General features: G+C 65.0%; 12 protein-coding genes. 6 read left to right on the top strand and 6 right to left on the bottom strand.

Going from position 1 to position 13941, the window contains the following annotated elements; genetic code table 11:
• Positions 1-70: 70 nt before the first annotated feature.
• The 4 genes from BVH06_RS07705 to BVH06_RS07690 form a co-directional block, all read right to left on the bottom strand.
• A complete protein-coding gene (locus BVH06_RS07705) occupies positions 71-1456 on the bottom strand; it encodes a diaminobutyrate--2-oxoglutarate transaminase (RefSeq protein ID WP_075933683.1) in 1386 nt (461 codons plus the stop codon).
• A gap of 215 nt (positions 1457-1671) precedes the next feature.
• A complete protein-coding gene (locus tag BVH06_RS07700) occupies positions 1672-4116 on the bottom strand; it encodes a TonB-dependent receptor (RefSeq protein WP_075933682.1) in 2445 nt (814 codons plus the stop codon).
• A 65-nt stretch (positions 4117-4181) separates the two neighbouring features.
• Positions 4182-5132 carry a FecR domain-containing protein gene (locus BVH06_RS07695; RefSeq protein ID WP_083651930.1) on the bottom strand — a complete coding sequence of 317 codons (951 nt, stop codon included), beginning with the start codon at positions 5130-5132 and terminating at the stop codon, positions 4182-4184.
• Positions 5126-5638: a sigma-70 family RNA polymerase sigma factor gene (locus BVH06_RS07690; protein WP_075930207.1), complete on the bottom strand. Its 513-nt coding sequence runs from the start codon at positions 5636-5638 to the stop codon at positions 5126-5128. Before BVH06_RS07690 ends, BVH06_RS07695 begins: the two co-directional genes overlap by 7 nt.
• 207 nt (positions 5639-5845) lie before the next feature.
• On the opposite strand from BVH06_RS07690, the gene BVH06_RS07685 reads away from it, so the two are divergent.
• A complete protein-coding gene (locus BVH06_RS07685) occupies positions 5846-6307 on the top strand; it encodes a hypothetical protein (protein ID WP_075930206.1) in 462 nt (153 codons plus the stop codon).
• Here the strand turns inward: BVH06_RS07685 and BVH06_RS07680 are convergent, their stop codons facing one another.
• A complete protein-coding gene (locus BVH06_RS07680) occupies positions 6308-7195 on the bottom strand; it encodes a polyprenyl synthetase family protein (RefSeq protein WP_075930205.1) in 888 nt (295 codons plus the stop codon).
• A gap of 248 nt (positions 7196-7443) precedes the next feature.
• Here BVH06_RS07680 and fni point away from each other — a divergent pair, with 248 nt between their 5' ends.
• The 5 genes from fni to crtB are packed head-to-tail and all read left to right on the top strand — an operon-like array spanning position 7444 to position 13412.
• A complete protein-coding gene (gene fni / locus BVH06_RS07675; RefSeq protein WP_075930204.1) occupies positions 7444-8499 on the top strand; it encodes a type 2 isopentenyl-diphosphate Delta-isomerase in 1056 nt (351 codons plus the stop codon).
• Positions 8496-9767, top strand: a complete 1272-nt coding sequence (locus BVH06_RS07670; protein WP_075933681.1) for a glycosyltransferase — start codon at positions 8496-8498, stop codon at positions 9765-9767. Before fni ends, BVH06_RS07670 begins: the two co-directional genes overlap by 4 nt.
• A complete protein-coding gene (gene crtY, locus BVH06_RS07665) occupies positions 9764-10930 on the top strand; it encodes a lycopene beta-cyclase CrtY (RefSeq protein ID WP_075933680.1) in 1167 nt (388 codons plus the stop codon). Before BVH06_RS07670 ends, crtY begins: the two co-directional genes overlap by 4 nt.
• The gene (locus tag BVH06_RS07660) at positions 10927-12417 is read left to right on the top strand and encodes a phytoene desaturase (RefSeq protein ID WP_075933679.1); all 1491 of its coding nucleotides are present in this window, start codon (positions 10927-10929) and stop codon (positions 12415-12417) included. Before crtY ends, BVH06_RS07660 begins: the two co-directional genes overlap by 4 nt.
• A complete protein-coding gene (gene crtB / locus BVH06_RS07655) occupies positions 12414-13412 on the top strand; it encodes a 15-cis-phytoene synthase CrtB (protein ID WP_075933678.1) in 999 nt (332 codons plus the stop codon). Before BVH06_RS07660 ends, crtB begins: the two co-directional genes overlap by 4 nt.
• Here crtB and BVH06_RS07650 read toward each other — a convergent pair.
• Positions 13294-13830 carry a sterol desaturase family protein gene (locus BVH06_RS07650; protein WP_075930199.1) on the bottom strand — a complete coding sequence of 179 codons (537 nt, stop codon included), beginning with the start codon at positions 13828-13830 and terminating at the stop codon, positions 13294-13296. The two genes, crtB and BVH06_RS07650, sit on opposite strands and share 119 nt — an antisense overlap.
• Positions 13831-13941 lie beyond the last annotated feature (111 nt).

Here is a 13941-nt window from a genome sequence, read left to right as displayed (position 1 = left end):
ATCGATACGGGTAACGCTGGCAGGTTCCTCGAAGGCGGCCGGGTAGGCACGCGTAGCGCGTACAGATTGCTCAGCCACGGGCACCTCCCAGGGCTGCACCCAGGGCGCGCTCGAAACGAGCAACCACCTCGGCGCACTGCGCCTCGTCGATGATCAACGGCGGCAGCAGGCGAATCACGCTGCCATGTCGCCCGCCGCGCTCGAGCAGCAGGCCCTGTTTGAAGCACTCGCTCTGAATGGCCGCCGACAGCGCGGCGTCCATGGGATGGGCGCCCTGGGCGTCAGGGTTCTGGCGCTCGTCGACGATTTCCAGGCCCAGCATCAGCCCGCGGCCACGCACTTGGCCTATCGCCGGATAACGCTCGCGCAAACCGTTCAGGCGTGCCTTCAACCAGTCACCGCGTACATGGGCCTGCTCGGCCAATTGGTCGCGCTGGATGATCTGCAGGGTGGTCATGCCACTGGCCATGGCCATCTGGTTGCCGCGGAAGGTGCCGGTGTGCGCGCCTGGCTGCCAGGCGTCGAACTCGCGCTTGATGGCCAGCACCGCCAGTGGCAGGCCACCACCGACCGCCTTGGACATGACGATGATGTCGGGCTCGATACCGGCGTGTTCGAAGGCGAACATCCGCCCGGTGCGGCCGAAACCGGCCTGCACTTCATCGACGATCAAGAGGATGCCGTGGCGTTGGGTCACCTCGCGCAAGGTGCGCAGCCAGGCATCGGGCGCCGGGTTGGCACCGCCCTCGCCCTGCACTGCCTCGACGATCACCGCCGCCGGCAGGCTGACGCCGCTTTCGACGTCCTCGATGAACTGGCTGAAGTAATGGGCCAGCGCCTGCACGCCCGCCTCGCCACCGATGCCCAGCGGGCAACGGTACTCATGAGGGTACGGCATGAATTGCACGCCGGGCATCAGCGAGGCCACGGCATCCTTCGGACCGGTATTACCGGTCACTGCCAGGGCGCCATGGGTCATGCCGTGGTAGCCGCCGGAAAAGGCGATCACGTTGCTGCGCCGGGTCACCGTCTTGGCCAACTTGAGCGCGGCCTCCACCGCATCGGCGCCGGACGGCCCGCAGAACTGCAGGCAATAGCCTTTGGCCGGCAGCACGCCCAGCAGGGTTTCGCTGAAGGCATCCTTCAATGGCGTGGTCAGGTCCAGGGTATGCATCGGCAGCCCGGAGGCCAGGAAGCTCGACAAACTGTCGACGATCGCCGGATGGTTGTGGCCCAGCGCCAGGGTTCCGGCCCCGGCCAGGCAATCGAGGTAGCGGCGCCCCTCGACATCGGTCACCCACACGCCCTGCGCCTTGGCGATGGCCAGGGGCAGCTTGCGCGGGTAGCTGCGCACATTGGATTCGAAGCGGTCCTGGCGTTCCAGGTAATCCGCGTTGTTGCTATGTACCGCCTCGCGATCGAGTCGCTCCAGCGGCAGGGTACGTTCACTCAACATATGGTGCTCGCCTCTATCTGTTCGAGGCTCCGGATGGAGCCGTTGAAAGTCGTCAGCACTGCACTCATCAGTAACGGCATATCAGTAACGGCAGGTCACGCCGAATGCGGGGCCGCCTTCTGCGAGGCTTCCCGCTTCATCCCTGAATGGTTGGTTTTATTGTGTGCAGCGAACGCCCGTTAACAGGCGTTCGCCGTGGAGGTGCAACGGAAAAATCAGAAGCCGAGGGTGGCCGACAGTACGAAGGTGCGCGGCGCCGAAAGCGTCAGGCCAGGCTCGCTGTCATCCGAGGCGCCAGCCGAAATCCAGTCCCGGGAGTTGGCGACGTTTTCGACGGTGCCGCGCAAGGTGACGTCGGTCTCGTTGACCTTGAAGGCATAGCGAGCCCCCAGGTCATAGCGCGTCCAGGAATCGATTTCCTTGGTGTTGGCCTGATCCAGGTACTGGGAGCTGCTGTACATGCTACGCGCGGTCAGGGTCAGCCCCTTGACCGTCGGCACGTCCCATTCGGCGCCGAGGTTGGCGTTGTACTTGGGCGTCGCCGGAGCGCGATTGCCGTCTGTAGCGCCGCCGTTGTTGGTGTCTTCGAGGTTGCTATCGATGTACATCACACCGCCGAGCAGACGGAAGCCGTCGATAGGCTCGCCGAACACGTTCAATTCGATACCGTCGTTCACCCGCTTGCCACTAGGGCCGAAGGTACCCCTGACACCTGGAGCGGGCGCATCACCTGTCTCATAGGCAGGCTGTTTGATGCGAAATACGGCAGCGGTAATGGCGAACTTACCCATGTCGTATTTGGCACCGGCCTCAAGCTGGCGACTGATGAATGGAGGGAATATGTCGTCTTCGTTGATGGAAGTCGACGGCGCGATCTTGCCCTGGCTCAAGCCTTCCATATAGTTGGCATACAGCGACAGCTGATCGGTGGCCTTGAACAGCACGCCAACCGACGGCGAGAGTTTCTCTTCGTCATAGGAAGTCTCGCCTTTGGTGCCGTTCTCCCAGTCGTCGACCTTCACTCGCTGCCAGCGCGCACCGAGGGTCAGCAGCATCCGGTCTTCGAAAAAGCCCATGGTGTCGGACAAGGCGACGCCGCTGAAGCGGTTTTCGGTATAGATCTTCGCGTCATCCCGGGTCCGTACGGTCGGCTCTGGCGTAGTGACCGGGTTGTAAAGATTGCCCGGGCGGTTGGCGTAACGACCACCGCCGTTCTCGAAGTCCATCGAGAAATAATCGGCAGCCAGGTTGAGCTCGTGGCTCACCGGGCCGGTCTGGAACCACTTGCGCACACCAGCGTTGACGGTGCGGACGTCTTCATCGCGGGTGAAATCACGGGGCTGGATACTGAAATCACCAGCAGCATTGGTGATCGACACGTTGTGACGCAGAAAATCGTGATTGCTCTTGCGCGCACCTACGGCGCCGTAAACCATCAACGAGTCATCGATATCGTACTCACCACGCAGGGCACCAAAAGTATCGCTGGTCTCGGCCTTACTCCACGCCTGGGCGTAGTTATGGCGCACATCACTGGCTTTTGGCACTGGTGCAGCGGCATTGACCAGCACCCGCTCCTGCGGCGCATCGGTATCGCGCTCGGTATGCCCCACATCCATCGACAGGCGCAGACGCTCGTCGCGGAAGTCGAGGCCGACCACGGCCATCTCGCGGTTGACCTTCTGGTGATCCCACTCGGTATCGCCGGACTGCTTGACGCCGTTGAAGCGGATGCCGAAGCGGTTGTCCTCCCCGAAGCGACGACCTACGTCGACGGCACCACCCACCTGGCTGTCCGAGGCGTAGGTGCCGGTGAACTCGGTGATCGGTTTGTCGGTGGCGCGCTTGGGCACCACGTTGATGCCGCCGCCGACGCTACCGCGCGGGGAAATGCCGTTGACCAACTGGGTCGGGCCGCGGAGGATGTCGACGCGGTCGGCCATTTCCATGTCGATGGAGTACGTCGGCATGATGCCGTACAGCCCGCCGTAGGATACGTCGCTGTTGAACAGGCTGAAGCCGCGGATGGTGAACTGCTCGAAGCGACCGCCCGCCGGGTTGGTGGAGCGCACCGCCGGGTCGCTGGCAGTCAGGTCGGCCAGGGTGCGCGACTGAGTGTTCTTCACCGCCTCGCTGGTGTAGGTGGTCATGCTCAGCGGCGATTCCATGAAATCCCGCGAGCCCAGCAGCCCCTGGGAGCTGCGACGGGCGACCTGGCCGCCGGCGTAGCGCTCGCCTTCCAGGCTTTCCGAGGGAATGGTCACACCGGTGATGGCGGTGGGAGCGATTTCCATGGTGTCGGCACTGTCGGCTGCCGGGGCGATGGTATAGGCCGAGTCGCTGACCGGCTGCAGACGCAGGCCGCTGCCCTGCAGCAGGCGCGCGAAGCCTTCATCGACGCTGTAGGTACCGGAAAGCCCCGGGCTGCTGCGGCCGCTGACCAGCGCCGGATCTACCGACAGGCTCACCCCTGCCTGGCTGGCGAATCGACTCAGCGCTTCACCCAAAGTGCTGCTCGGTACGCTGTAGGTGCGCTCGGCAGTTTGAGCCTGGGCGGCCAGTGGCGCGATGCTGCCCAGCCCGAGCATCAGGCTCAGGCACACGGTGGAGTAGGAAATCGAAGACACCAGACGAGGCCGATGACGTGTCAGTGATGGCATGGCAGACGCTCTCTTTTTAATTCACTACTTCCCATGACCGGCGAGTGAGAAAAAAGGGACAGCCTTCAGGCAATTTTTTCGCGCGGCACCAAAGTGACCCAGTAACGGGTGCGTTTATGCACGTCCAGCGGCAGGCTGGCGGCCAGCAGATCGAGGATCTGATCGGTGTCGGTAAGGCGGAAACTGCCGGTCACTCGCAACCCTTCCAGGGCTGGCGACCAGCGCAGCACACCTGGGCGATAGCGATCGAGTTCGCGCAGGAAGTCGCCCAAAGGTTGATCGTTGGCCATCAGCACGCCGTCGCGCCAACCCAGCTGGCGCACGTCGAACGCCTGGGTGGATGCAACGCGGCCGCCGCGCAGGGTCAGCCGCTGCCCCGCCTGCAGTGCCAGGGTGTCGTAGGCATCCGGCTGCAACTGCCCTGCTCCACTGAACAGTGAGAACTGGCAAGCGTCGCCGTGCTGATGCACGCAGATCTCGCCAGCGCCGAGCGTCGCCCGGCCCTGGGCGGTGTCGATGATGAACGGCGCGCTCCCCGCTACTCGCAGCGATACCTCGCCACGCAGCAAGGTCAGCCGGCGCCCACCGGCATCCAGGTTCAGCGCAGAATCGGTATTGATATCCAGCACGCTGCCATCGGCCAGGGTCAGCCGGCGCTGCTCGCCCACTCCGGTGGCAAGGTCGGCGCGCCAGGCGTCGATGGGCAGTTCACGGCTGACCAGCCAGGCGGCGGGCGCCAGGGTGGCGAAGCCGAGCATGCCCTTGAGCATGCGCCGCCGGCCCTGGTCGGGACGATCCAGGCTGGCCATCGCCAGCTCGGGCGGCAGCCCGCCGAAACGCGAGCGCAGGGCCTGGATCTTCTGCCAGGCGTGCTCGTGACTGGCGTGCACGTCGCGCCAGCGTTGCAGCGCCAGATGATCCCGCTCGCTGGCCTCGCCTGACTCGATCAGCGCCAGCCAGCGCGCCGCCGAGCGGGCGACGCGGCGGGTGTCGTCACTGACCTCCCGTTTCAGCACAGCTCGACCAGCAGACAGTGCTCGTAGGCCTGCACCATATAGCGCTTGACGCTGCGCTCGGAAACGTCGAGGCGCTCGGCAATATCCCGATAACCCAGCCCTTCGAGCTGGCTGAGCAGAAAGGCCCGGCGTACCACGTGGGGCAAGCCATCGAGCAGCTCATCCAGCGCCTGCAAGGTCTCCAGCACCAGCCAGCGCTCTTCCGGCGACGGTGCGCAAGCTTCGGGCAATTGCGCCAGCGCATCGATATACGCCTGTTCCAGGCTGCGCCGTTTATAGAGGTTGATCAGCAGGCGTTTACCGATGGTTTTCAGGTAGGCGCGCGGCTCCTGCAGCTCGCTGATCGCCTGGGAGCCGGCCAGCACGCGCATGAAGGCATCCTGACTGAGATCGGCGGCGTCCCAGCCATTGCCCATGCGCCGGCTGAGCCACTGCTCCAGCCAGCTGCGATGCTCCCGGTACAGATCGTTGAACGCGCGTTCACTCGATACAGCCAAACCACCCATGCAAACACCTGTTACGAAAGATCAATAACGAGATCGATTCTAATTAACAATTGTCCTGAAAGGTAGCCTCGCATGCGGATTTGCTGCGCGTTGCCGGTAGGGATTGCCCGTGACGAGCGCCCTGCCCCCGAATCGCACGCAAAATATTTGGCAAGGTTGGCTGCAGCGCTCTATTGTGCTGCGACTTTTTTCACCGAGCGGCTTGCCATGAAACGACTTTGCGTCCTGTTGTTCAGTGTTGTCTGTTCTTCTACCTGGGCGACCGATGCGCCTGCGCCGACACGCTGGACGCTGCTGGATCAATTCGAGAAGGCCTACACCCTGGACGACAACGCCCGTGTGGTGCTGGTGGCGCGCAGCATGTCCACCGCACGCCTGGTGAACGGCGCGCTGGAAGAGAAACCTGAGGGTTTTCTGGACGCTCGCCACGTGGTCTACGTGGCCGATATCGAGAAGATGCCGTCACTGGCCAAGATGGTCGCGGTGCCGGCCATGCGTTCGGCCAAGTACCGCATCATGCTCGACCAGACCGGCCGGGTCGCCAGCCGCTACGACGGTGATCGCGATACCGTGCAGTGGCTGGAAGTGGAAGATGGCGCCGTGGTGCGCGAACAGCGTTTCAGCGATGCCGCGGCCCTGCAGGCAGCACTCGAGGCGCTGCCCCAGTAATCAGCCGAACAGCATGCCGAGAAAGCGGCCGATGTAGACGTCGCCGCGATAGGCTTCATCCAGGCAGATGTGCGCCCGCGCCAGGTGGCCGTCGAGGCGCTCACGCACCTTCTGCTCACCGTGCAGGGCCAGGAGCGTCGATTTACCGTCGTCCTTGCCCTGATCCTTGTCGCTGTTGGGGTTGATGTCCTGCAGGTCATCGTAGAGCTGCACGGCGTGCCCCAACTCGATGGCGAAGCGCTGCAGCACTACCCGCATGGGCTTGGGCGCCTCGCTGATCAGATACGCCATATCCATGATCGCGCTGAACAGCACCCCGGTCTTGAGGTTGTTGGTGGCGGCGATTTCCTCTTCGCTGCGCGCGTGCTTGCCGTCGCGCAGGTCCTGCAACTGCCCCTGCACCAACCCTTGGGAGCCGATGGTATTGGCGAGGATTTCCACCAGCTGGGTGCGCACCAGCGGGCGCAGCCCGTCGATCGACGCCACTACGCCAAAGGCCCGTGACAGCAGCGCCACGGCGGCGAGGATGGCGATGTCCTCACCGAACGTCAGGTGCACGGTGGGCCGGCCGCGGCGCAGCTGAGCGTTATCCATGCAGGGCATGTCGTCGAGAATCAGCGAGGCGGCATGCACCATCTCGATGGCGCAGGCCAGATCCAGCGCCTGGCGCTGGTTGGCACCCAGGCCATTGGCTGCGAGCAGCAACAGCAGCGGGCGCATGCGCTTGCCCGGCGCCAGGGCGCCATCGCGGATCGCCGCCGCGACCAGGTCGCGCTCGTTGCTGGCAGGCGGCAGCAACTCGTCGAGTCGATCATCGACGGCCGCGCGCAGCTGCATCAGGTGTTCGGTGAATCCGCTGTCGATCGTTGCAGTCGCATAGGCTGTCATCGTTCATTCTCTTCTTCTGTATGCCTCGGTACGCGAGCACGTATTACATGCCGAGGGTCACGACGTTGTACGATCCTGACATCTAAATCATCGTAGCCAAAGCCGATTTGTAATGTTGGAACGTCTAATGCCTGCGGTTGCCTGATAATCTGCCCGGCAGGGCCGGATGATATCGACATGCTATTCGATTATCCCGCTCTGCAAAGACCCTGTGCACACCAAAATGATTCCGGCGCAATGGAGCCTGCATGAATAATAGCGACCTCAGTCGGCGTAAGGATGATCATCTGGATATCGTTTTGGATCGACACAAGGCCGCTGCCAATATCAGCGCCGGTTGGTCGCAGGTGCAATTCGAACACTGCGCCCTCCCCGAGCTCGATCACGCGGCCATCGATCTGCGCACCTCGCTGCTGGGCATCGCGCTGCAGGCGCCGCTGCTGATCAGTTCCATGACCGGCGGCGCGGTGCGCTCCGAAGCCATCAACCGGCATCTCGCCGAAGCGGCCCAGGAACTGGGCATCGCCATGGGCGTCGGCTCTCAGCGCGTCAGCCTGCAGACCGGCAACGACCAGGGCCTGACTCGCGAACTGCGCCGCCTGGCCCCGGATATCGTGCTGCTGTCCAATATCGGTGCTGCCCAGTTGCTGGAGGCCGACGGCCTCGACCTGGCGCGCCGCGCGGTCGATGCCTTGCAGGCCAATGGCCTGATCATTCACCTGAATCCCCTGCAGGAAGCGGTGCAGGCCGAGGGCGATCGTGACTGGCGCGGTGTGCTGACGCAGATCGCCCGGGTGGTCGACAGCCTGGAGGTGCCGGTGATCGTCAAGGAAGTCGGCGCTGGCCTGTCGGCCACGGTGGCGCGCTCGCTGGCCGAGGCCGGCGTGCAGGTCATCGACGTGGCCGGTGCCGGCGGCACCAGTTGGGCGGCAGTGGAAGGCGAGCGGGCGGCCAACGCTGCGGACCGCGCCGTGGCCATGGCTTTCGCCGACTGGGGCATCCCCACCGCCTCCGCCGTACAGGCGATACGCAATGCATTACCGGATGTTGCACTGATCGCCTCCGGCGGCGTGCGTGACGGCGTGGATGCCGCCAAGGCCATTCGCCTGGGCGCCGATATCGTCGGCCAGGCGGCTGGCGCCCTGCCCGGTGCCACGCTGTCGACCGAGGCGGTGATCGAGCACTTCCAGATCGTCATCCGCCAACTGCGCACCGCCTGCTTCTGCACCGGCTCGGCCAACCTGGCTGCACTGCGCCAGGCGCCGCTGCTGCCAAACGGCCCCTTGCGAACGACTCAAGCATGACCCACTTCGCCGTTGTCGCACCGCCTTACTACAGTCACTTCCAGGCCCTGCAAGCCCTCGCCGTCGAGCTGATCGGGCGCGGCCACCGGGTAACCTTCTTTCATCAGTCCGATGCCGCCCATTGGCTCAGCGACCCGCGCGTGGCCTTTCGCTCGGTGGGCGCCAACAGTCACCCGCCGGGCAGCCTGGAACGCACCCTGCACCAGGCCGCCCATCCCGATACGCCCTGGGGCCTGCGGCGCATCATCAAGCAGATGGGCGCGACCACCGCCATGCTCTGCAATGAGCTGCCCCAGGCCCTGGCCGACAACGCTGTGGATGCCCTGCTCTGTGACCAGATGGAGCCGGCCGGCGGGCTGGTCGCGGAGAGCCTGGGCCTGCCCTTCATATCGGTGGCCTGCGCGCTGCCGGTCAACCGTGAGCCGGGCCTGCCCCTGCCGGTGATGCCCTTCGCCTATGGCACCGACGAGCGCAGCCAGCACATGTACCGCGGCAGCACCCAGGTGTACGACTGGCTGATGAAGCCACTGGGCAAGGTGATCCATTCGGCGGCGCTGCGCCTTGGCGTAGCGCCGCGCACAGCCTTGCACGAGTGCCTGTCGCCCCTGGCGCAGATCAGCCAGACCCTGGCCGGATTCGATTTCCCGCGCAGCCAGTTGCCGGCACATTTCCATGCGGTCGGCCCGCTGCGTAGCGCGGTCGCACCCCATCAGGGTGAATGGCCCATCGATGACGCGCGTCCGTTCTTGTTCGCCAGCCTGGGCACCCTGCAGGGCGACCGCTTCAAATTGTTCGAACGCATCGCCAACGCCAGTCGGCGCCTCGACGCTCAACTGCTGATCGCTCACTGCGGCAAGCTCGATGCGGCCCAGGAGCGCCGCCTGATAGACGGCGGCGCCACCTGGGTCACCGACTTCGCACCGCAACAATGGGCGCTGGAACGGGCCAACGCGGTGATCACCCACGGTGGCCTGAACACCGTGATGGATGCAATCGTCGCGCGTACGCCAATGCTGGTGATGCCGATCGCCTTCGACCAGCCGGGCGTCGCGGCGCGAGTGGCGCACCGTGGTGTCGGCACCCAGTTGAGCCGACGTGCCAGCGCGGCCCGTATCGAAGCGGCGTTGCGCGAACTGCTCGCGCGACCGCTGCCGGGCTTCGATGCGCTGATCGATGAGTTGCAGCGGGCCGGCGGCGTAACCCGGGCCGCCGATATCGTCGAAGCTGCCGTGGTCAGCCATGCCACCGCACAGGCGCACACCCTATGAGCCATGACCTGATTCTCGCCGGCGGCGGCCTCGCCAATGGTCTGATCGCCTGGCGCCTGCAGCAGCAACGCACGGACCTCAAGGTGATGTGCATCGAAGAACGACATAGCCTGGGCGGCGACCACACTTGGTCGTTCCATGATGGCGACCTGAGCGAGATGCAGCACCGCTGGCTGGAGCCACTGGTGGTCAAACGCTGGCCCAGCTACCAGGTGCAGTTCCCCTATCTGTCGCGGGCCCTGAACAGCGGCTATGCGAGCATCACCGGCGAACGTTTCGCCGAGGTGCTGACCCCGGCGCTGGGCGACGGGCTGCGGCTCGGCTGCCGCATCACCGAAATCAGCCCGACTCACGTCACCCTGGAAAGCGGCGAGCGTCTGGAGGCACGCGCGGTCATCGACGGGCGCGGTGCACGCCCCAGCAGCAATCTGGTACTCGGCCAGCAGGCGTTCGTCGGCCAGGTGCTGCGCCTGGAGCGGCCCCACGGCCTGACCGCGCCGATCATCATGGACGCCCGAGTGCCCCAGGGCGATGGCTACCGGTTCGTGTACGTGCTGCCTTTTTCCGCCGACACGCTGCTGATCGAAGACACCCACTACGTCGACCAGCACCGCGCCACGACCGAACAGCTTCGCGAGCACATCGCGGCCTATGCGCAGCAGCATGGCTGGCAGGTGGCAGAGTGCCTGCGCGAGGAACAGGGCGTGCTGCCGATCACCCTGGCCGGCGATTTCGACGCTTTCTGGGACGAGGCCGCCGGCCAGCCGCAGTCGGGCCTGCGCGCCGGGCTATTCCACTGCACCACCGGCTATTCCCTGCCCCATGCCGTGCGCCTGGCCGAGTGGCTGGTGAACTATCGATTGCAAGATGCCGCCACCCTGGCCCGCGACCTGCGCGAGCACGCCCGTGGCGAATGGCGCAACCAGGGCTTCTATCGCCTGCTCAACCGCATGCTGTTCCTGGCCGGTCGGCCGCAGGATCGCTGGCAGGTGATGCAACGTTTCTACGGCTTGCCAGCCGGGTTGATCGAGCGTTTCTACGCCGCCAATAACCCCTGGTACGACCGTGCACGAATTCTCATCGGCAAACCGCCGGTCCCCGTTGATCAAGCCATGCGGGCAGCCCTGCGCCACTCGCCCCGGCATTTCGAGACGCGTTCATGAACCAAGCGAAAACAGCCATCGTCATCGGCGCGGGTTTCGGTGGGCTGGCCCTGGCCATCCGCCTGCAGAGCGCAGGCGTGCAGACCACCTTGCTGGAGAAGCGTGACCAGCCCGGCGGCCGTGCCTACGTCTATCGTGACCAGGGTTTCACCTTCGATGCCGGCCCAACGGTGATCACCGACCCGAGCGCCATCGAGGAGCTGTACGCCCTGAGCGGTCGCAAGCTCGCCGATTACGTCGAGATGCTGCCGGTCACCCCGTTCTATCGGCTGTGCTGGGAAGACGGTACGCAGTTCGACTATGCCAACGATCAGGCCGAGCTGGACCGCCAGATCGCCGCCCTGAACCCGGCGGACGTGGCCGGTTACCAGCGTTTCCTCGCCTACTCCAAGGCCGTGTTCAAGGAAGGCTACCTGAAGCTCGGCGCGGTACCATTCCTGTCGGTTGGCGACATGCTCAAGGTCGGCCCGCAATTGGCTCGCCTGCAGGCGTGGCGCAGCGTCTATTCGATGGTGTCGAGCTTCGTCGAGCACGACAAACTGCGCCAGGCGTTTTCCTTTCATTCGCTGCTGGTGGGCGGCAACCCGTTCGCCACCTCGTCGATCTACACCTTGATCCACGCCCTGGAGCGCGAATGGGGCGTGTGGTTTCCCAAGGGCGGCACCGGCGCACTGGTGCAGGGTATGGTCAAGCTGTTCGAAGACCTGGGCGGCCAGCTGGAACTCAATGCCGACGTGGCGGCCATCGACACCACGGGCAATCGCGCCACTGGGGTGCGCCTGCAGGACGGGCGTCATTTCAAGGCCGACAGCGTGGCGTCCAACGGCGACGTGGTGCACACCTACGACAAGCTGCTGGCCGGCCACCCGCGTGGGCGCCAGGAAGGCAAACGCCTGAAGGGCAAACGCTTCAGCAACTCGCTGTTCGTGATCCATTTCGGCCTCAAGCGCCCACAGCCCCAGTTGCAACACCACACGGTGTGCTTCGGGCCGCGCTATCGCGAGCTGATCGAGGAGATCTTCAAGGGCCAGACCCTGGCCGAGGATTTCTCGCTCTATCTGCATGCGCCCTGCGTGACCGACCCGAGCCTGGCGCCCGAGGGCTGCTCCAGCCATTACGTGCTGTCGCCGGTGCCGCACCTGGGCAACGCGCCCATCGACTGGAGCGTGGAAGGCCCGCGCTACCGGGATCGCATCCTCGCCTACCTCGAAGAGCACTACATGCCGGGGCTGCGTGAGGATCTGGTGACCTGCCGGATCTTCACCCCGGACGACTTCCGCGACGAACTCCACGCCTATCAGGGCTCGGCCTTCTCGCTGGAGCCAGTGCTGCAGCAGAGCGCCTGGTTCCGCCCGCACAACCGTGATGCCCAGCTGAATAACGTTTATCTGGTAGGCGCCGGCACCCATCCGGGCGCAGGGGTACCCGGCGTGATCGGTTCGGCCAAGGCCACCGCCAGCCTGATGCTCGAGGATCTGCAACCATGACCGGCACGCCGCAGGACGACGCGCTGATCGAGCATGCCAACCAGAGCATCGCCGTCGGCTCGAAGAGTTTCGCCGCTGCCTCCAAACTGTTCGACGAGCCGACCCGGCGCGGTGCGGTGATGCTCTACGCCTGGTGCCGCCATTGCGACGACGTGATCGACGGGCAGGAAGCCGGCCACGATGCCGTCTCCATCAGCCGTGAAGAGGCCGAGCGACGCCTGGCGCATCTCAAGGCGCAGACCCACGCGGTCTATGCCGGCGCCGCGCTGGACGACCCGGCATTCGCCGCCTTTCGCCAGGTGGTGACGGCCCACGACATCCCCCAGCAACACGCCCTCGAGCACCTGGCCGGCTTCGAGATGGATGTGCTGGAGCGCCGCTACCTGAGCATCGATGACACCCTCGAGTACTGCTATCACGTCGCGGGCGTGGTGGGCCTGATGATGGCGCGGGTGATGGGCACGCGTGACGAGGCGACACTGGATCGCGCCTGCGACCTGGGCCTGGCGTTCCAGCTGACCAATATCGCCCGCGACATCATCGACGACGCCGCCGTGGGCCGCTGCTACCTGCCCGAGCAATGGCTGGAGGAATATCAGGTGCCCCGTGACCGGGTAGCAGACATTCATCACCGCCCGGCGGTGGCGGTGCTCGGCCAGCGTCTGGTCGAACTGGCCGAACCCTACTATGCCAGCGCTCAGGCAGGCCTGAGCGCCCTGCCCTGGCGCTCGGCCTGGGCGGTGGCGACGGCAGCGGTGGTTTATCGGCAGATCGGCATGAAGGTGCTGGAAGCTGGCGATCACGCCTGGGACGAACGTATTTCCACCTCCAAGGCGGAGAAGATCGGCGCGGTGGCGATCGGCCTGTGGCAGGCGATTACGAGCCGTTTCGCGCGCTGGCCGGCTCGCTCCGCTGGGCTGTGGCAACGTCCCCGTCCGTCTTGCGCAGCGGGCCATCGTGCATCGCCCGCAGCTGTGCCTTCAGACGCGCCGTAGTCGGCGCGTAGAGAAAGCCGAACGACACGCAGCGCTCCTTGCCTTCGACCGCGTGATGCATCAGATGCGCCTGATAAAGGCGCTTGAGATAACCGCTGCGCGGCACGAAGCGAAACGGCCAGCGGTGATGCACCAGGCCGTCGTGCACGACGAAATACAGAAAACCGTAAGCGGTCATGCCCGCGCCGATCCACTCCAGCGGGTGCCAACCCTGAGTGCCCAGGGCAATCAGCACGATGGCCAACCCGGCGAACACCGCCGCGTACAGGTCGTTCTTCTCGAACCAGCCTTCGCGCGGTTCGTGATGGGAGCGATGCCAGCCCCAGCCCCAACCGTGCATCACGTACTTGTGGGCGAGATAGGCCACGCCTTCCATAGCGGTCAGGGTGGCGAGAAAAACCAGTGCATTGATGATCATCGGGTACCGGTGCGCGAGAGCTGAAAAGGTGAACGGACCGTTTTCCACCGTGCGGCTCGAATCGTTGCACGGCGGGCACTGCTATCGACCCCGTGGGCAATCATCCGATCC

This window comes from Pseudomonas sp. PA27(2017), from assembly GCF_001945445.1.
In the GTDB taxonomy this organism is placed as follows: Bacteria; Pseudomonadota; Gammaproteobacteria; order Pseudomonadales; family Pseudomonadaceae; genus Aquipseudomonas.
Note: the sequence above shows the minus strand (reverse complement) of the source record. Positions and strands in the feature narration are given on the sequence as shown.